Source organism: Erwinia tracheiphila (genome assembly GCF_021365465.1).
Lineage (GTDB): Bacteria > Pseudomonadota > Gammaproteobacteria > Enterobacterales > Enterobacteriaceae > Erwinia > Erwinia tracheiphila.
The window spans coordinates 4,782,377-4,801,672 of record NZ_CP089932.1; the positions used below are offsets into that span (position 1 = coordinate 4,782,377).

Annotated in this window: 13 protein-coding genes and 4 pseudogenes; 7 read left to right on the plus strand and 10 right to left on the minus strand. The window is 49.9% G+C overall.

All coding sequences use genetic code 11. The features are described from left to right. Nucleotides 1-445 precede the first annotated feature (445 nt). Together LU633_RS24750 and udp are read right to left on the minus strand one after the other, a co-directional pair. Nucleotides 446-1,143, minus strand: a pseudogene (locus LU633_RS24750) (IS1 family transposase). Nucleotides 1,144-1,407: 264 nt separating this feature from the next. Continuing rightward, complete coding sequence (gene udp, locus LU633_RS24760; protein WP_016192305.1) at nt 1,408-2,169, minus strand: uridine phosphorylase; 762 nt, start codon at nt 2,167-2,169, stop codon at nt 1,408-1,410. 288 nt (nt 2,170-2,457) lie between these two features. Between udp and LU633_RS24765 the strand changes: the two genes are divergently transcribed. Next, nucleotides 2,458-3,270, plus strand: a complete 813-nt coding sequence (locus tag LU633_RS24765; protein WP_016192306.1) for a dienelactone hydrolase family protein — start codon at nt 2,458-2,460, stop codon at nt 3,268-3,270. 184 nt (nt 3,271-3,454) lie between these two features. Here the strand turns inward: LU633_RS24765 and metE are convergent, their stop codons facing one another. Continuing rightward, entirely contained in the window at nt 3,455-5,725 is a 2,271-nt protein-coding gene (metE, locus tag LU633_RS24770; protein WP_016192307.1) for a 5-methyltetrahydropteroyltriglutamate--homocysteine S-methyltransferase, read from the minus strand. A gap of 135 nt (nt 5,726-5,860) precedes the next feature. On the opposite strand from metE, the gene metR reads away from it, so the two are divergent. Both metR and LU633_RS24780 read left to right on the plus strand, forming a co-directional pair. Beyond that, nucleotides 5,861-6,784 carry an HTH-type transcriptional regulator MetR gene (gene metR, locus LU633_RS24775; RefSeq protein ID WP_016192308.1) on the plus strand — a complete coding sequence of 308 codons (924 nt, stop codon included), beginning with the start codon at nt 5,861-5,863 and terminating at the stop codon, nt 6,782-6,784. A gap of 97 nt (nt 6,785-6,881) precedes the next feature. Then, nucleotides 6,882-7,367 (plus strand): YehS family protein, encoded by a 486-nt coding sequence (locus LU633_RS24780; protein ID WP_016192309.1) that lies wholly within the window; start codon nt 6,882-6,884, stop codon nt 7,365-7,367. A gap of 792 nt (nt 7,368-8,159) precedes the next feature. Here the strand turns inward: LU633_RS24780 and LU633_RS24785 are convergent. Further along, a pseudogene (locus LU633_RS24785) lies at nt 8,160-9,029 on the minus strand (carboxylate/amino acid/amine transporter). Nucleotides 9,030-9,147: 118 nt separating this feature from the next. After that, nucleotides 9,148-9,845 (minus strand): IS1 family transposase gene (locus LU633_RS24790; protein ID WP_233481962.1). Its coding sequence is split into 2 segments (ribosomal slippage): nt 9,148-9,596 and nt 9,596-9,845, totalling 699 coding nucleotides; the frame shifts between segments, so codons are not numbered across the junction. A 304-nt stretch (nt 9,846-10,149) separates the two neighbouring features. On the opposite strand from LU633_RS24790, the gene glpT reads away from it, so the two are divergent. Then, nucleotides 10,150-11,496 carry a glycerol-3-phosphate transporter gene (glpT, locus tag LU633_RS24795; protein ID WP_016192312.1) on the plus strand — a complete coding sequence of 449 codons (1,347 nt, stop codon included), beginning with the start codon at nt 10,150-10,152 and terminating at the stop codon, nt 11,494-11,496. A 22-nt stretch (nt 11,497-11,518) separates the two neighbouring features. After that, on the plus strand, nt 11,519-12,538 hold the full coding sequence (gene glpQ / locus LU633_RS24800) for a glycerophosphodiester phosphodiesterase (protein ID WP_232426909.1): 1,020 nt from the start codon (nt 11,519-11,521) through the stop codon (nt 12,536-12,538). Between the two features lie 40 nt (nt 12,539-12,578). On the opposite strand, the gene yigL is transcribed toward glpQ, so the two are convergent. Both yigL and pldB read right to left on the minus strand, forming a co-directional pair. Next, nucleotides 12,579-13,379 carry a sugar/pyridoxal phosphate phosphatase YigL gene (yigL, locus tag LU633_RS24805; protein ID WP_016192314.1) on the minus strand — a complete coding sequence of 267 codons (801 nt, stop codon included), beginning with the start codon at nt 13,377-13,379 and terminating at the stop codon, nt 12,579-12,581. Nucleotides 13,380-13,451: 72 nt separating this feature from the next. Next, nucleotides 13,452-14,444, minus strand: a complete 993-nt coding sequence (gene pldB / locus LU633_RS24810; RefSeq protein ID WP_016192315.1) for a lysophospholipase L2 — start codon at nt 14,442-14,444, stop codon at nt 13,452-13,454. 115 nt (nt 14,445-14,559) lie between these two features. Between pldB and rhtB the strand changes: the two genes are divergently transcribed. Further along, on the plus strand, nt 14,560-15,183 hold the full coding sequence (gene rhtB / locus LU633_RS24815; RefSeq protein WP_016192316.1) for a homoserine/homoserine lactone efflux protein: 624 nt from the start codon (nt 14,560-14,562) through the stop codon (nt 15,181-15,183). Nucleotides 15,184-15,245: 62 nt separating this feature from the next. Here rhtB and rhtC read toward each other — a convergent pair. The 3 genes and pseudogenes from rhtC to pldA form a co-directional block, all read right to left on the minus strand. Then, nucleotides 15,246-15,859, minus strand: a pseudogene (rhtC, locus tag LU633_RS24820) (threonine export protein RhtC). Between the two features lie 21 nt (nt 15,860-15,880). Then, a complete protein-coding gene (gene recQ, locus LU633_RS24825) occupies nt 15,881-17,704 on the minus strand; it encodes an ATP-dependent DNA helicase RecQ (RefSeq protein ID WP_016192319.1) in 1,824 nt (607 codons plus the stop codon). Between the two features lie 54 nt (nt 17,705-17,758). Continuing rightward, nucleotides 17,759-18,637: a phospholipase A gene (gene pldA / locus LU633_RS24830; RefSeq protein WP_016192320.1), complete on the minus strand. Its 879-nt coding sequence runs from the start codon at nt 18,635-18,637 to the stop codon at nt 17,759-17,761. 170 nt (nt 18,638-18,807) lie between these two features. Here pldA and LU633_RS24835 point away from each other — a divergent pair. Then, nucleotides 18,808-19,285: pseudogene (locus LU633_RS24835) on the plus strand (thioesterase family protein). The last annotated feature ends 11 nt before the right edge of the window (nt 19,286-19,296 follow it).

Genomic DNA, 19,296 nt, shown 5'->3' on the forward strand with positions numbered 1-19,296 from the left:
CTTTAAACTCACTTTGTAAAATAACTCGTAGAGTCAGAAGTAGGGTCAAATAAAAACATCTATTCTCAATGCTATTTTTTCTATTTATCTACTTTTCAAGTGACTACGATTACCGTAAAAAATAGCCACTAAGTAAATATTAAAATCATCTCGTTTTAGAAAAATTACATTCATGCAGATTTAAAAAATAGAGAAAAGTTAATAATAGTCATATGATTATTCTTTCGATAGCAATCATTCATCCCTAAACGAAAATTGTATTTTACTTCTCATCCTGTTCTTGAAAAAGAGGTTAACAAGTTAATGACTCTCCTCCATTATCTCAAAAAATATTACGAAAAAATGACATAGCGTAAAGCCGCATCGTAATGAAATTATAACTTTGGATTTTTTTTGGTTGACAGGCTTCTCTTAGGCTGTGCGAAAAATTGGTCGTGACGCAGATTTATTGATAATGATGAAGAGTAAGATACCAACCGATGATCTTATCGTGCATTTCCTCTGACTTCGAAAAGCAAATTGTTCTGCGGGTCAGTCGTTTGATATGTGTGCGAAGATTAAGATTATGTCGTTCTGTCCGTTGGGTATATTTCTTGCTCACCACGTGGCCTGTTGCACTTAACAGAACTTTATAAACCGGCCACGCATCTGCCATATAAAAGGCAATGTTAAATTTGCTTAACAGGGCCAGCAATCGTCGCAGGGTCGGGGCATTTCTCGGGCCGAAGACATGGGCCAGAGCACGTTTGCGGATACGGTCATAAGCATAGAACAACCACCGGGGATTGCTTTTACACCGCACGTAAGACCATTGTTCACCGGCTTCACAGCAGATAACAACCTCCGTTTCGGGGTCGATATTCTCAGCTACCTGCTTTGGCGAAATTTTTTTAAGTGCCGCAGAATCGTATTGAGGCTGATACCGAGAACCCGTGCGGTATCGCGACATCCGTAACCATTCATGGCCATATTAACAATGGTCTGGTGTGTGTCTGGTTTGGCACCGGCGTAGCTAAAGTTGAGCTGAAAGGTCTTTGAACAATGCTTGCAGATCTAACGTTGGGCACCGGATGCTGAATGTCCGTTACATCGTACAGCATGAGTTTCATTGCACTGAGGGCAAACAACATCAACTTTAGCCATATGTTACATCCAAAGCGCAAAGCATACGTGATCAGCAAGTCTGCGTCACGACCGAAAAATTTGATAAAACCTCACAGATAAAATCAAAACAGTAATTAAGCAAGCTGACAGTATTAAATAAAAAATATCATATCCAGCACGGCTGTGAGCCTTATGCGCATCAACGATTAGCGAACAGGCGGGCATAAAATGGCTATTGCCTCGGAGCATTAGTCAGACACCAACGCAGGCACAGTCCGTCGCAGACTGTACCTGACCAATTCCTCAAATCAGACGGCGGGCCGCTTCAACAACAATACGTACCGCATCACTTTCGGTTTTTTTCATTGTTTCTGCGTTTGGGATTTCCTGTTGGGTACGATTAACAATGACGCCGGCGATCATTCCTGCCCGCAATCCCTGACTGGCACACATGGTCAGTAGCGTCGCTGATTCCATTTCATAGTTGAGCACGCCCATCCGCTGCCACTCTTTCATCGAGTTCTGAAAGCGACTGACCACGCGGCCAGAAAAAGTGTCATAGCGCTCCTGGCCTGGATAAAAAGTGTCGGAAGAGGCGGTGATACCAATGTGAGTAGTGGCACCGACATCCTTCGCCGCCTCAACCAGCGCGGTAGTACAGGCAAAGTCAGCAACAGCGGGAAATTCAAGCGGTGCAAAGTGTTGACTGGCACCATCGAGACGGACAGAACCGGTGGTGACCAGCACATCACCCACATTAATACCGGGCTGAATCGCACCGGTAGTGCCTACTCTAAGAAAAGTGTGTATGCCAAGTTGAGCAAGCTCTTCTACTGCAATAGATGTAGAAGGACCACCAATGCCTGTTGAGCAAACGATAACCGCTTTACCATCGATTTCAGCACGCCAGGTGGTAAATTCACGATGTGACGCCAGGTGTACCGCATTATCCATAAGCGCCGCGATTTTCTTTACCCGTTGCGGATCGCCCGGCACGATCGCCAGGCTCGCCCCCTGAAGATCCGCCCGTGCCAGGTCTAAGTGAAAAACGTCTGATTGTGACATTACATGCTCCTGTGGGGATGAAGGATGGTCGATTAAGGGCAGCAGAGTATCGGAAATCCATCGGCTAATATGTGAAAAAAATCACTATAAACAATGAAAATTACTGCAACATAACCAATACAAGCGACTTGCATCACATTAAAGCGTCATTATTCTGGAATCGATCACAGCCGGACCTTTCGCCAGCATTAATGGCGGTGATAAAGATGTTGAGAAATCCGCTACCTGTCCGGGCTATAATCCTAGCTATAGTTAGCTGATTGGGCTAATTCATGCACGGAGAGAACGATGACTGCCGAAGATAATACGACTCAAAAAATGCATCATGATGGATTCGCTCCCGCGGTTTCACCTGTCGCATCAAGCACTATTATCACTGGCAGTGACACCCTTCATGCAGGGGAAACATCCATTCCTACTCAGGGCGAAAATATGCCCGCGTATCATGCTAAACCGCGAAATGCCAACGGCCTGCTGCCGGTGGTTCTGGTTGTGCAAGAAATTTTTGGTGTTCATGAACACATACGCGACATTTGCCGCCGCCTGGCAATCGCACCTGAACTCTATTTTCGTCAGGGTGATCCGGCTACTTATTCCGATATCCCAATGCTGCTGAAAGAGCTGGTCAGTAAAGTGCCTGATACCCAGGTCCTTGCCGATCTCGATCATGTTGCAAACTGGGCATCACGACACGGTGGCGATATGCGTAACATGGCCATAACGGGTTTCTGCTGGGGTGGTCGTATTACGTGGCTGTATGCTGCACACAATCCGCAGTTAAAGGCGGGCGTTGCATGGTATGGCAAACTGGTCGGCGAGAAGACAATGCAGCAACAAAAGCAACCAGTTGATATTGCTGTTGATCTCAATGCGTCCGTGTTGGGGTTATACGGTGGCAAGGATGAAGAGATCCCTCAGGAATCAGTGCAAACGATGCGTCAGGCGCTGCGGGCAGCGAACGCCACTTCTAAAATCATCGTCTACCCGGAGGCCGGCCACGCCTTTAATGCCGACTATCGTCCCAGTTTCCATCCAGAATCAGCGAAGGATGGCTGGCAGCGCATGCTGGCATGGTTCAGACAACATGGCGTGCATCCGTAGAATCAGCTTTTACAGAGGGCGGCTTTAACGCCGCTCCGTCAGGGTGCTACATGTTCTGTAAAATGTTTGCTACCCCACAAATTTTGAGCCTGAAAAAACCAGCGATATTTTGTACATAACCCTGCCTGCAGGGTTATGTACCGGGATAGAAAGAAAGTCAGCTGCATCAAATCAAACTCAACTTTCAAACTTTAGTTTCACGCAGGTTCTTCGCCGCTTTCACCATATTAGCCAGTGCCTGACGTGTTTCTGTCCAGCCGCGTGTTTTCAAACCACAGTCAGGGTTAACCCACAGACGTTCCACGGGAATACGCTTCGCTGCTTTTAGCAGTAATGCTTCCATGGAGGCTATATCCGGCACGTTCGGTGAGTGAATGTCATATACGCCCGGACCAATGCCATTCGGATAATCAAACTGTTTGAATGACTCCAGCAATTCCATATCCGACCGGGAGGTTTCAATGGTAATAACATCCGCATCCAGTGCTGCGATAGAATCCATGATGTCGTTAAATTCGCAGTAACACATATGGGTGTGGATCTGCGTGTCGTCCTGCGCCACCGCCGCATTCAGGCGGAAAGCATCCACTGCCCATTCCAGATACGCTGCCCAGTCTGACTGGCGTAAAGGCAGACCCTCGCGCAACGCGGGTTCATCAATTTGGATAATACCAATACCGGCTTGTTGCAGATCCGCAACTTCGTCCCGCAGCGCCAGAGCAATTTGCTTTGCGATAATTTCACGGGAAACGTCTTCACGTGGGAAAGACCAGCAAAGGATTGTAACCGGGCCGGTCAGCATTCCTTTCACCGGCTTATCGGTCAGCGACTGTGCGTATTTTGCCCACTCGAGGGTAATCGCTTGCGGGCGGCTGACATCCCCAATAATGATCGGTGGCTTGACGCAACGTGAACCATAACTTTGAACCCAGCCATTCTGTGTGAAAGCAAAACCGTCCAGGTTTTCGCCGAAATACTCCACCATGTCGTTACGTTCAGCCTCACCATGCACCAGAACATCCAGCCCCAAACGTTCCTGCTCAATAATCGCCTGTTTGATATGTTCAGCGATGCCGGTACGGTAACGACTGCCGTCCAGACGCCCCTGCTTAAAATCCAGACGCAGGCTGCGGATCTCTGCCGTTTGTGGAAACGAGCCAATGGTGGTGGTGGGCCACGCGGGCAGCTGGAAGCGTTCACGTTGAACCCTGGCGCGCACGGGATAATGACTGTCACGCAGACTGTCTTTGACCGTGATTTCAGCCAGGCGCTTGCTCACCGCAGCATTATTTACGCGACCAGAGTAGCAGCGCGCGCGGATTGGTGCACTCCATGCCTCAAGCGACTGTGGATCGTTGTTATTCAGTGCATTGCTCAATAAGGAGAGTTCATGACATTTTTGCAGCGCGAAAGCAAACCAGCTTTTGACTTCATCATCCAGGCGGGTTTCTGTACTCAGATCAATCGGGCTATGTAACAAAGAACAGGATGAACCAATCCACAGCTGCTGACGCTGAATAATTAACGGTTGCAGACGTTCAAACCAACGGCTCAGGTCCGCACGCCAGACGTTACGACCATTAATTACGCCAACGGACAGTAGCCAGCTTGCCGGGAGTTTACTGTTTAGCAGGACAATATCGTCTTTGCCGTGAACAAGATCGACGTGCAGCCCCTGTACCGGTAGCGCACGGATGGTGTCGATATTGCTCCCGATACTTTCAAAATACGTGGTCAGAAGAAGTTTGGTTTTTCCCTGTAATGCATCGTAGGCCGGTTTGAAAGCAGCAAGCCATTCTTGTGGCAGTTCGAGTACCAGTGCAGGCTCATCGATCTGAACCCATTCAACATTACGCTTTGCCAGTTCAGCCAACACATGCTGATAAACCGGTAAAATGTCATTAAGCAGGCTCAGGCGATCAAATTGCTCCCCTTTTACTTTGCCCAACCAGAGATAAGTGATCGGCCCCAGAAGCACGGGTTTCACTCTATGGCCCAGCGCCAGGGCTTCATCTACTTCTTCCAGGATTTGTGTCCAGCTCAGTTTAAATTTTTGACCTTTGGTAAACTCTGGCACCATATAATGGTAGTTTGTATTGAACCATTTAGTCATCTCGGCGGCGGCGGCAGGCTCACCGGTCGGGGCACGGCCGCGGCCCAGTCGAAATAATGTATCCAGATCGATCGATCCATCTTTATTCTGATGGCGAGCGGGTACGTTGCCGAGTAGCAAGCTGGTTGTCAGAACATGGTCATACCAGGCAAAATCGCCAACCGGTACCAGGTCCACGCCAGCGTCTTTCTGCTGTTGCCAGTGGCGAGCGCGTAATTCACGCCCAACGGCCAGTAGCGCTTGCTGCGTCGTGTTACCTGCCCAATAGCTTTCCTGGGCTTTTTTGAGTTCGCGTTGCAGGCCAACACGTGGGAAGCCAAGCGTATGGTTAAGTATTGTCATTAGTTCTTTCCTCAGTTACCGCCCGCGGTGCTGACCATTGGGCTTTTAGACGTCCAGATGTTTACACATCTATAATCCGTAGGTACTGTATTGACCACAAGCGCAATTTGTTCATCGTCGTTGTGAAGGACTCTCATGATCGAACTTAAACACCTGCGAACATTGCAGGCACTGCGAAATACCGGATCGCTGGCAGCGGCAGCGGCACAGCTTCATCAGACACAGTCAGCTTTATCGCATCAATTCAGCGACCTGGAGCAGCGTCTGGGTTTCCGTTTATTTGTGCGTAAAAGCCAGCCGCTTCGGTTTACTCCTCAGGGCGACATTCTGCTTCAGCTCGCCGAGCAGGTGTTACCACAAATCCAACATGCGCTACAGGCTTGCCATGAGCCGCATCAGGCCACGCTGCGAATCGCTATCGAGTGCCACAGCTGCATTCAGTGGCTTACCCCGGCGCTGAACAACTTCCGCCAAAGCTGGCCGCAGGTAGCGATGGACTTCAAATCCGGCGTGACCTTTGATCCTCAGCCTGCACTCCAGCAGGGTGAACTGGATGTCGTGTTGACCTCCGATATTTTGCCGCGCAGTGCGCTGTTTTATTCACCCATGTTTGATTTCGAGGTACGTCTGGTGCTCGCACCGGATCATCCGCTGGCGCAGATTGCGCATATTTCGCCTGACGACCTGTCAAATGAAGTGCTGATGATCTATCCCGTCCAGCGGCAACGCCTTGATATCTGGCGGCATTTTCTGCAACCCGCCAGCATCACCCCGGTACTAAAAAGCGTCGATAACACGCTACTTCTGATTCAGATGGTTTCTGCCGGCATGGGCATTGCGGCGCTGCCACACTGGGTGGTAGAGAGCTTCGAGCACCAGGGGCTGGTGGTCACCAAACCGCTGGGCGATGGATTGTGGAGCCGTTTGTATGCGGCCGTGCGCGATGGAGAACAGCGCCAGCCAGTTATGGACGCTTTTATCCGTTCTGCCCGCCAACATGCCTGCGAACATCTTCCCGGGGTGAGAGACGCCTCTCAACCAGGTACACCACCGCTTTAAGCCAGCGACCCACTGGAAGATGGCGTGTTTCTTCTGGTTATGTGTCGATATGTCTTTATAATGCGCCGAATGCAACCCGTTATCTCAAGAGAGTTTTATGACTAATAACGATGTTCTGCGCAGCGTGCGCTATATGCTGAATCTGAATGATACCCAAATGGTCGCTATTGTTGCGCAGACAGAGAGCGAGGTCAGCGAAGCGGAAATGCAAAGCTTCCTGAAAAAAGAGGAAGAACCCGGATTTCGCGCCTGCCCGGACGTGATTATGTGTTATTTTTTGAATGGGCTGATTTTCAACAGACGCGGTAAAAATGAAGATGCCCCGGCACCTTCCATTGAACGTAAGATGACCAATAACATCATTCTGAAAAAACTCCGAGTGGCGTTCGATCTAAAAACGACCGATATCGTTGATATTCTTAAACTGGCAGACTTTGCTGTAAGGCAGTCAGAAATGGGAGCCATATTTCGCAAGCCCGGCCATAAAAATTATCGCGAATGTGGCGATCAGATTTTACGTAATTTTCTGAAGGGACTGACGCTCAATATACGGCCTCCTGTTAAAAGTCCGGTGGCGAAATAACGACCTGTCGCCATATTGTCCCTGTCAATTAAGGACTTCATCCCGCAGGTTAATGGCATCAGATCATTGAGCAGGATGCTTCCGATCCAGCACCCTGTTCAGTTTTGATGCAGACCAGCATGGGTTCATACTCGCCAGAGGTAAGCAATATCTTTACGGCGAGGGGTTCTTTATGACATTGTAGTCAACATCGGCCACACCCATCATTTTCCCAAAGATATCACCGCTTACAAAATGTCCGCGTGACGAGAATAAATTCGCCGGGGCGCAAGATGCGCCTGCAGCTGTTCTGCGCGATGTTCTGTTATTTTCCCGTAGAAAACATAATGTTGGCAATTCACCTGCACGTGTTTCAGCAGTAACATCAATAATCTGACCAATATCGAAAGGGCGTTTACCCACGTATTGACGGCAACGGTAGCCCTTGGGGATAGTATCAGCATCGCAGACAAGGGAATCAACAGCACAACGTTTTTAACCGTAACAGGTGGAGCGGCCCGGCGGGCAGAAAAATAAACTGATACGGGTAGAGCAGCCACCCGATAAGCCGCAAGCGCTAATCACATCACACTACCTGCTGATATTTACCCTGATGGCAACGTAATAAAACACTATTTTTTAATGATGTTCTGGCAAAAATAGCTGTATTGCTCCGGTTCGACGACCAGCAAAGACACTTTCAACATAGCGTCCTTATTAATTAATGCGAGAACTGATTTTCCCTGCCACAAATAAGAAATATACTGGCGTGCGGTGGGTCGGGAACCCGTTACTCCCGGCCACGGGCAATATTTACACACTGTTTTTCTTCACTACCCAGTGCCTGTGTACCCACAAAGACGCAAAAATAACCGCCGTGCCGATAATAAAACTTAGCCAGTGCGGCTTTTGTTGCCAGATAGCCAGATTAACCAACAAGCCAGCGGGGACATGCATATTATTCATGATCCCCGGTGTACCGGCATCCACCTGCGTGGCACCATAGTTCCACATAAAATATCCCAGCCCTGAAGCAACAACGCCGAGCCAGGCTAATATCCCTCACTGAAGGGTGGTGGTCGGCAGTTTTTTCGGGTTACCCCACAATAACCACGCGACAATCGCAACGCTCACTGCCCCAATATAAAACCAGGAAAAAGCGGTATGCTGCAGCATCGGACGCATTTCCTGGAGACGTTTATAGCCCACCATTCCCACGGTAAAACAGATAGTTGCCAGCTGGACCAGCATTAAACCAAACCAGAAATGGTCGCTCACTTTGCCGTAGCGGATAATAGCCGCACCCGCCACCGCCAGCAACGCACTCAGCACATGACCAAAGCGAATACCGCGTCCACTGAGCAAATCGTAAATCAGCGTGATATACAAAGGTGTCATGACGGTGAACAGCAGCAATTCAGATACGCTCAGGTAAAGACAGGCCTGGAAACTGATCAGGTACATAATCCCCAACTGCAACACTCCTACCGCCATATACAGAAACAGCGTGGAGGCGCGATACCCCCACCAGCGCAGAAATGGCAAAAATACCACTGCGGCCAGCAGCAGGCGGATAAGCACCGAAAATCAGGTGTCGACCCGCCCCGCCAGATATTCGCCTATCAGGCTAAATGAAAAAGCCCACAGAATTGTGGTCACAATGAGTAAGATCCCGATTAAAATCCGGCAATAAAAAGAAGAGGTATTGTAGCGAAAACCACTGAAGTTAAGAGCATTTTTTGGTTTACATTTGCACAATAAAAAATAGGATAAACACAAAAAATTAGGTCGTGACGCAGATTTATTGATAATGATGAAGAGTAAGATACCAACCGATGATCTTATCGTGCATTTCCTCTGACTTCGAAAAGCAAATTGTTCTGCGGGTCAGTCGTTTGATATGTGTGCGAAGATTAAGATTATGCCGTTCTGTCCGTTGGGTATATTTCTTGCTCACCACGTGGCCTGTTGCACTTAACCGAACTTTATAAACCGGCCAGGCATCTGTCATATAAAAGGCAAGGTTAAATTTGCTTAACAGGGCCAGCAATCGTCGCAGGGTCGGGGCATTTCTCGGGCCGAAGACGTGGGCCAGAGCACGTTTGCGGATACGGTCATAAGCATAGAACAACCACCGGGGATTGCTTTTACACCGCACGTAAGGCCATTTTTCACCGGCTTCACAGCAGATAACAACCTCCGTTTCGGGGTCGATATTCTCAGCTACCTGCTTTGGCGAAATTTTTTTACGTGCCGCAGAACCGTATTGAGGCTGATACCGAGAACCCGTGCGGTATCGCGACATCTGGAATCATTCATGGCCATATTAACAATGGTCTGGTGTGTGTCTGGTTTGGCACCGGGGTAGCTAAAATTGAGCAGAAAGGTCTTTGAACAATGCTTGCAGATGTAACGTTGGGCACCGGATGCTGAATGTCCGTTACATCGTACAGCATGAGTTTCATTGCACTGAGGGCAGACGACATCAACTTTAGCCATATGTTACATCCAAAGCGCAAAGCATACGTGATCAGCAAGTCTGCGTCACGACCAAAAATTAACTTAAATACACAAATAAATTAATGAAAATTTCATTAAGAGTACCGGATCGGCACACGGATCAGAAACATGCCGTTTTTTATTATAAAAAATCTAACCTTTGCGCCGCCCTTCACATATCTCAATGATATTTCGCATTATTCTTTGCGCGAAAATTATACCCCGCATTACCTGCCTGACTGTTTACGGTGGTCTTTGCCAGCGGGGGTAAAGAAAGAAAATAAACCGCTCCATTGGAGGCGCCATGATCAGTATTTTTAAACCTGCATCGCATAAACCGAAAATTGATCCAAAAAAAATCGATCCCCTTTATCGTAAGCTTCGATGGCAAGTATTTGCAGGGATCTTTATTGGCTATGCCGCCTATTATCTGGTGCGAAAAAATTTTGCACTGGCAATGCCCTACCTTGTTGAACAAGGATTCTCACGCGGCGACCTTGGGTTCGCACTTTCCGGTATTTCCATCGCTTATGGCTTGTCCAAATTTATCATGGGGTCTGTTTCGGATCGTTCGAATCCGCGTGTCTTTTTGCCTGCCGGATTAATTCTTGCCTCCGCCGTCATGTTGATCATGGGATTTGTCCCGTGGGCAACGTCCAGTATTATGGTAATGTTTATCCTGCTGTTTTTATGCGGCTGGTTTCAGGGAATGGGCTGGCCTCCCTGTGGCCGCACTATGGTGCACTGGTGGTCAAAGAAGGAGCGTGGAGGGATAGTTTCGTTATGGAACTGTGCGCATAATGTTGGAGGCGGTTTACCACCGCTGCTTTTCCTGCTGGGAATGGCGTGGTTTAACGACTGGAAAGCGGCACTGTATATGCCCGCATTTGCTGCCATTGCGGTGGCCATAGGGGTTTTTGCATTGATGCGCGACACGCCACAATCCTGTGGCCTGCCCCCCGTTGAAGAATATAAGCAGGATTATCCGGCTGATTACAACGCGGAGCATGAGCAGGAATTAACCGCAAAGCAAATTTTCATGCAGTACGTTTTGCCCAACAAGCTGTTGTGGTATATCGCCTTCGCCAACGTTTTTGTTTACCTGCTGCGTTACGGCATCCTTGACTGGTCTCCAACTTATCTCAAGGAGGTCAAGCACTTCACTATCGATAAATCGTCCTGGGCCTGGTTTCTGTATGAATACGCTGGCATCCCCGGCACACTGTTGTGCGGCTGGATGTCCGATAAGGTTTTTCGCGGCAATCGTGGCGCAACAGGCGTTTTCTTTATGCTGCTGGTCACGGCGGCAACGGTGGTCTACTGGCTCAATCCCCCCGGAAATCCCAGTATTGATATGACCTGTATGGTCGTCATTGGCTTTCTCATTTACGGTCCGGTGATGCTAATCGGGCTACATGCTCTGGAACTCGCGCCCAAAAAAGCGGCGGGTACCGCCGCAGGTTTTACCGGTTTCTTTGGCTATCTGGGCGGGTCGGTCGCCGCCAGTACTATTGTCGGTTATACCGTGGATTTTTTTGGTTGGGGCGGCGGGTTCATTATTATGATTGGCGGCAGTCTTCTGGCTGTGCTCCTGCTGGTGCTCACAATGATTAGCGAAAACAAGCAGGCAAAGGAGGCATCTCATGCTTAAGATACGCGCATTTTTTCTGCTGATGGCATTTTCACTCTGCGCTGCTGCTGCAGACGGGACAAAGATGGTGATTGCCCACCGCGGGGCAAGCGGTTATCTGCCAGAACACACGCTAGAGGCAAAAGCGATGGCCTATGCCCAGGGCGCTGACTTCCTTGAACAGGATCTGGTGATGACGAAGGATGATCAGCTGGTGGTTCTGCACGACCATTTTCTTGACCGCGTGACGGACGTAGCATCCCGTTATCCCGACAGGGCGAGGAAAGATGGGCGTTTTTACGCCATTGACTTCACGCTGGCGGAGATTAAAACGCTGAAGTTCACTGAAGGCTTTACCATGAAAAACGGCCAGCGCGTTCAGACGTTTCCCGGCCGTTTTCCCATGGGAAAATCTGATTTCCGGGTGCACACTTTTAGCGAAGAAATTGAATTCATTCAGGGTTTAAACCACTCCACCGGCAAAAATATTGGCATTTATCCTGAAATAAAAGCACCGTGGTTCCATCGTCGTGAGGGTAAGGATATCTCAGCCAACGTCCTCGATACGCTGAAAAAATATGGTTACACCAGTAAAAACGATAAGGTTTATCTGCAATGTTTCGACAATAACGAAATTAAACGGATCAAAACCGAACTGGAACCAGCCCGTGGGATGAACCTGAAACTGGTGCAATTGATCGCCCACACTGACTGGCAGGAAACCCAAGAGCAGGAAAACGGCAAATGGATCAATTACAGCTACGACTGGATGTTTAAACCCGGCGCGATGAAAACCCTGTCAGAATATGTGGACGGCATCGGGCCGGATTATCACATGCTGGTGTCCGCAGGTTCGGACAAGAAAGATATTCGCCTGACAGACATGGTCAAAGAAGCCCACCAAAATGGCCTGGTGGTACATGCCTATACCGTGCGTGCAGACCAGTTGCCTGACTGGGCTGAGAACATTGATCGGCTGTACGACGTGCTCTACAACAAAGCAGGAACAGACGGTTTGTTTAACGACTTCCCGGATAAAGCCGTGCATTTTTTACAGCAGTAAACGCGCTCCGCCCCGTGCAGCCGGGGCGGAAACGGCATGTTCAAACGTTATATAGTTTGCACAGATAGTTAGGCACAGCGTTATCAGCGTTACTGCCAATCACCTCCAGTTCAGGCAATAAATTCTTTAGCCGCTGATCTGCGTTGTTCATAATGCAGCCCTTGCCCGCCATGTTCAGCATCTCTTTATCATTCAGACCATCCCCAAAAGCGATACAGTCCTGAAGAGAATAGCCCAGCGATTGCGCCACCGCATCCAGCGCATGACCTTTAGAGACGCCACCAGCCATTACTTCGAGACAGGTTGGTAGTGAAAAACTGACATTCACCCTGTCTCCCCAGCGGGCAATTAACGCCTCTTCCAAAGGAATAAGCTGTTCTGCATTACCACAGGTAAAAAACACCTTACTGATGCCGTCCCCAGGCAATGAACCTGACTCATAGATTTGATAGTTAAAATAAGATTCGCGGAAAAAATCCATCTCTTCAGGACAATGACGGTTTAAAAACCACTCTTCGTCACGATAAACGTTGGTGAATATATCCGGATTGCTGTAATGCATGGCATAGAGCTCACAGGCGATATCTTCATCCAGGTTATGACTGAAAACCAGCTCCCCGGCGGTGTTGTGCACGCGCGCGCCATTGGAAGTGATCATAAAAGCATCAATAGCCAGACTGTCACGCATCTGGGCAACATCAATATAATGCCGACCGGTGGCAAAGATAAAATTCACCCCTTTGCGGGTCATCTGTTGCAGTGTTTCGCGGGCATAAGCGGATAAACAGTGGTCGGGGGACAGCAGGGTTCCATCAAGATCGGAAGCAACAATAGGGTACATAAAACCTCTGGTTGGTTTGTAAGCAGGGAACCTTTGTTTCCCATTAATAAGTTATATCTGAGTGATGAAACTTCAGGAATGCCGATCAAAAAAAGCCAAAATAGCTTCGATTGCTTCGGTACTCATGCTGTCTTTTTCAAATAAGATCTCATGACGTGCACCGGGGATAACCGTCGGTTTTCCCCCTTCACAGGGCTGCCCGGCTGCGGTCATCATCTGGCAAAATAAATCCTGAGCGTGATTGTTCACAACGTTCTCCGCGCCAGCCTGAAAGAGCAGCAGCGGTGTGGAAATCTCTTTTGCGAGACGTAAAATACGTTTTCCCGCCAGAACGCTTTCCCGAAGCCAACGCCAGGTCGGTCCCCCAACCCGCAGTCCGGGGTCATCGGCGTAAAATCGTAAATTACGTCGGTAACGCTCCCGGCTGTGCGTTAGCTGATTAATACTGAAGGGGCGCGACTGCCACTTTCCAGTACCGATCGCATAGCCTTCGCGCAACGCAGGGCGTTTATCCACCCAGTCCAGAATGCGTTCTGCCAGCCAGGGCGGCACAGGCAGTAAAATACCAAACATAGGGGATGACAGCACCGCGGCATCAAATGCGCCAGATAATCTTGCCAGCAACAGTGTCAGAACCGCGCCCCCCATTGAATGAGCGAGTGCAAAGCAACGACGATATGGCCGGTTAGCGATTGCTTTATGATAAAGCGTTTCCAGATCGTCAACGTAATCGCTAAATGATTCAACGTGCCCCCGATGATGATCCTGTAACCAGCGTTCGGATCGCCCCTGTCCACGGTGATCGATAATCACAACATCATAGCCGCCGTGAAAGAGGTCCCAGGCCAGTTCAGGGTACTTCACATAGCTTTCCACTCGCCCGGGGCAAAGCATAATAACCTTGTCATGTTGCGGTGAGATGAAACGGGCGTAGCGGATAACCACGTTACCCAGGCCGATAAATTCATCTTCTTCCCGCTGTCGCCAGAAATCCAGCAGCGGACCGCTGGCGAATGCCGCAAAGGCCTTTTCCCGCGTACTCCAGCCGCTGTTGTGCTTTTCCATTGGCTTTTTGTCTCCGACCTGAGCGCCGCGGCTTCACCGCCCTGTCAGCGCCGTAGCGCAACCGTCCACAATGGCGTATTGTGTCACACTTCTGCCTGTTCAGGGAGCGTTACCCATGACCATCGAATGGTGGCTGACCTACCTTTTGACCACCAGCATTTTAAGTCTTTCGCCCGGCTCCGGCGCCATCAACACCATGAGCACCGGCATCAGCCACGGCTATCACGGCGCGGTTGCGTCCATATCAGGTTTGCAGGTGGGTCTTGCAGCCCATATTGTGCTGGTAGGAATTGGCCTTGGTGCGCTGTTCTCACAGTCAATCCTCGCCTTTGAAATTCTTAAATGGGCAGGTGCCGCTTATCTGGTCTGGCTGGGAATCCAACAGTGGCGAACCAGCGGCGCTATCGACTTGCAGGCAGTGGCAAAAGCCATGCCTCGTCGTCGGCTGTTCAAGCGGGCGGTGCTGGTTAACCTGACCAATCCCAAAAGCATTGTTTTTCTTGCTGCACTATTCCCACAGTTTGTCATTCCGCACCAGCCTCAGACTATGCAATATCTGGTACTGGGCACCACGACGGTGGCGGTGGATATAGTGGTGATGATTGGCTATGCAACATTAGCTACGCGCATTGCGGGCTGGATTAAAGGACCACGCCAGATGAAATTGCTCAATCGGATTTTTGGCGGCATGTTTATGGCGGTGGGCGCACTGCTGGCTTCGGCCAGACGCATTGCCTGAACACCTGGCGCATAATCCTGAAGCGCTCAGGATTATGCTTAGTTCATACACCTGCCCTGAGATTACCGCGACAGGATTAAGTGAATACCAAATCCGGCAAACAACACGCCTGCCAGGCCATCAATCCATTTTGCCATACGCTGATAACCCCGGCGCATCGCAGCCAGGAGACCAGTGAGAACCAGGCCAGCGTTTCCATCACGATCAACAAAAACAGCCCCCAACGCTGTGCAGCGCCAACGTCTTCCCCTACAAAGAGTGAAAACACACTGCCAAAGTAAACCACCGCTTTTGGATTAGCCAGATTGGTCAAAAGGCCACGAGAAAAGCTGCGCCCAGCGTAAGAATTCACGGCAGCGTCTTCCGGTGACAAAGGCGAATTTCTGTGACGCTAACGAGCAGAACGCAACAGTTGCCAGCTCATCCACAATAAATACAGCCCGCCCGCCACAATGATGATCTGATGCAACCATGCCATCTTTTGCAGAATCAGATTCAGGCCCAGCAGCGCCACACCAGGCCAGACCAGCACACCCATAGTAATGCCCAGTACCCCCAACATAGCGCCTTTACGAGAGCAGCTTGCCGCCGTTTGTGAAACGAAGAAAAAATCCGGTCCGGGACTCATCAGTGCAACAAAATGAACCAGTGCAACGGTAAGAAAAAGCATTAACATATTGGCTCCTTGAAATTAAAACTAATCCTCAGCATCCACATGCTCACGGATAACCAGCATAAAAGGTTTGCCAAAACGCTCCAGCTTGCGCTGCCCCACGCCATTAATGCTCAACATTTCTGATGCAGTAAGGGGCATTTGTTCTGCCATTTCAATCAAAGTGGCATCGTTAAACACAACATAAGGCGGAATGTTTTCCTCATCAGCAATGGCTTTACGCAGCTTGCGCAATCGGGCAAACAGTTTGCGATCATAGTTGCCACCAAAGGATTTTTGACTGTTATAACGCGGTCGGGCGCTGACCATACGCGGCACAGCCAACATTAGCGGCGTTTCGCCCCGCAACACCGGACGCGCTGCTTCAGTCAACTGTAACGCAGAGTGCATAGAAATATTCTGTGTAACCAGACCTAAGTGGATCAGCTGGCGCAGCACGCTGATCCAGTGTTCGTGGCTTTGATCGCGACCAATACCATAAACCGGTAACTTGTCATGCTGCATATCACGGATACGCTGGCTATTGGCCCCACGTAAAATCTCAACAATATAGCCCATGCCAAAACGCTGCCCGACACGATAGATACTCGACAGCGCTTTTTGTGCTTCCACCAGGCCGTCATAACGGCGTGGCGGGTCAAGACAAATATCACAGTTGCCGCAGGCAAGCTGACGGCCTTCGCCAAAATAATTCAGCAGCACCAAACGGCGACAGGTTTGCGCTTCCGCGAATGCGCCCATCGCATTCAGCTTGTGGCTTTCAATTTGTTGCAGCGGCCCGGGTTTTTCTTCCAGACAGCGGCGCAGCCAGGCCATATCGGCCGGATCGTAAAGCATCATTGCTTCAGCAGGCAGGCCATCGCGCCCGGCACGGCCGGTTTCCTGATAATAGGATTCAATATTGCGCGGAATATCAAAATGCACCACAAAGCGCACGTTTGGTTTGTTAATCCCCATACCAAAGGCCACCGTCGCCACCACGATTTGCAAATCATCACGCTGAAAGGCTTCCTGCACCTGAGCACGATGCACATTATCCATTCCGGCATGGTAAGCCCCTACGCTGAGGCCACGGCTTTGCAGACGTGCGGCGGTATCCTCTACTTTCGCGCGGCTGTTGCAGTAAATAATGCCGCACTTGCCCCGCTGGTCCTGCACATAGCGAAGCAGCTGCTCGGTAGGCTTGAATTTTTCTACCAGCGTGTAACGGATATTGGGGCGGTCAAAGCTGCTGATTTGAATTAAGGGATCGTGCAGTTGCAGCAGGCGAACAATATCATTGCGGGTGGTTTCATCGGCCGTGGCGGTCAGCGCCATTACGGGCACATAGGGAAGACGCTGGCGTAGCTGCCCAAGTGCGCCGTATTCCGGGCGGAAATCATGGCCCCATTGAGAGATGCAGTGTGCTTCATCCACCGCCAGCATGACCAGATTCCAGTGCAGCAGGCTATCGAGAAAGTTATCCATCATTAGTCGTTCAGGTGCGATGTATAACAATTTAATCCTGCCAGTACGGCAACAAGCCATCACGCCCTGCTGTTCTTCCCGCGTCTGAGTGGAGTTCAGGCAAGCGGCAGAAACACCGTTGGCCAGTAACTGATCGACCTGATCCTTCATCAGTGAGATCAGTGGTGATACCACCAACGTCAGCCCATCCCGCGCCAGTGCAGGGATCTGATAGCAAAGCGATTTGCCACCACCGGTTGGCATCACTACCAGGCAATCGCGTCCTTCCAGCGAAGCCTGAATAATGGTTTGCTGGCCCGGACGGAATTGCTGGTAGCCGAAGGTTTCCTGCAAAACCTTTTCTACCAGTGTTTCCCGATCAATCACAACAGCCGTAGACACATCTTCCCCAAATCCATCGATGGCGGACTGAGGAATTCAGCCGCCAGAAAAGCATTAAAACAGGTCATTCAGCATTATGCCAATACCGAGCCGGGTCTGGCGGTGATTATAGTCAATGAGCGACTCGCCATAGCCACTAAATAGCTGCGTATAGAAGCGAACGTGTTCGCTAACTGGATAGCTCCAGCCCAGCTGCCCACCACCGTAACCGCTGTTCCAGTTGTAGCTACCCTGCAGGCTAAAAATGCTTTCACCTATTTGATAGCCAACGATCAGCCGATAGTATCCCATGTATTTGGTGATATCAGGGTTATCATCATTATTTTCGTTTTCAGGCAGGCGGTACCAGGGCTTGACTTCAACCAGCCAGTTGCCGTTTTGTACCATAAATCGGGCATAGACACGGTTCCAGCTGCGCGAAGTAGGCTCCGACCGTCCATTGGACTGATGGTTGAGGCCCATTTCCACATCCCGTAGCGTCCAGCCTGCAAAGCTGTAATCCGTTGCCCAACCAAGGAAAATTTGTGGCTGATAGTCGATTTCACGAAAAGGAGAAGAGCCACCCCGGTTCGAAAGTTGCCACCAGGAGTCCTGCGTATAGGACGCAGCGAGGATGGAATTATCACCCAGGATGCCACGCCACAATGGGAATGCCAGGCTTAACTGAAATTTAACTTCATCATGTTTTGCCTTATCGGACCAGTTGTAGCTCTGTATGACTTTTTTATTAATATTATCGGTGTCGGTATACAGGATGTAGTTGCTTTCATAAGGGTACAGAACAAACGGGTTATCATGGTTTTCTAACAGATTGGCAATAATACTGCCACGCACCGCAGGCTGGTCATGAACCTGGATAACTGTAGCTTCTTGCGCCAGAACCAATGTGGGCAACAGGAGTGCTGCAACCAGCAATCCTTTCAGCATTGACATAAAATTCTCCAGAGAAGAAATGGTGTTGCGTGTAAAAAGCTCGCCATTCTACACTCAAAAATAAAACGGCATTAGCGATGCTTTTACAATGTGGAAACAGCATCTCTATGCGCATAAGATAGCGGCCTGATTGCATGCAACCATGCGAATTTCGCCGCATAAGGAACCCTATGCCCCATGACATTCCCCTGAACCAGGACAGGATACAACGCCTGGTTGGTGAGATTTTTGTTAATGACATGCCATTTAACAACATGCCCGGCCTGAAACTGGAAAAGCTGACGCCCGATAGCGCCCGCCCGGCTCTCCTTTACCCACCAGCGGCAGATGGTCGCCAATGCCGCGCAGCACATTCTTCATGGTGGCGTTATCGTCTCGGTGCTGGATGTGGCGGCCGGGCTGGTTTGTGTCAACAGAGCGCTACTGCGTCAGGCGGAGATAACCGAAGATGGGTTGCGCCATCGCCTGTCACGGATGGACACCATCGACCTGCGCGTTGATCATCTTCGTCCAGGACGTGGAGAACGGTTCATCACCACAAGCAGCCTGCTGCGTGGCGGTAATAAAGTCGCTGTGGCAAGAGTGGAACTGCATAATGATGCCAATGCCCACCTCGCCAGCACGACGGTCACCTGTCTGGTCGGCTGATTAATCACTGA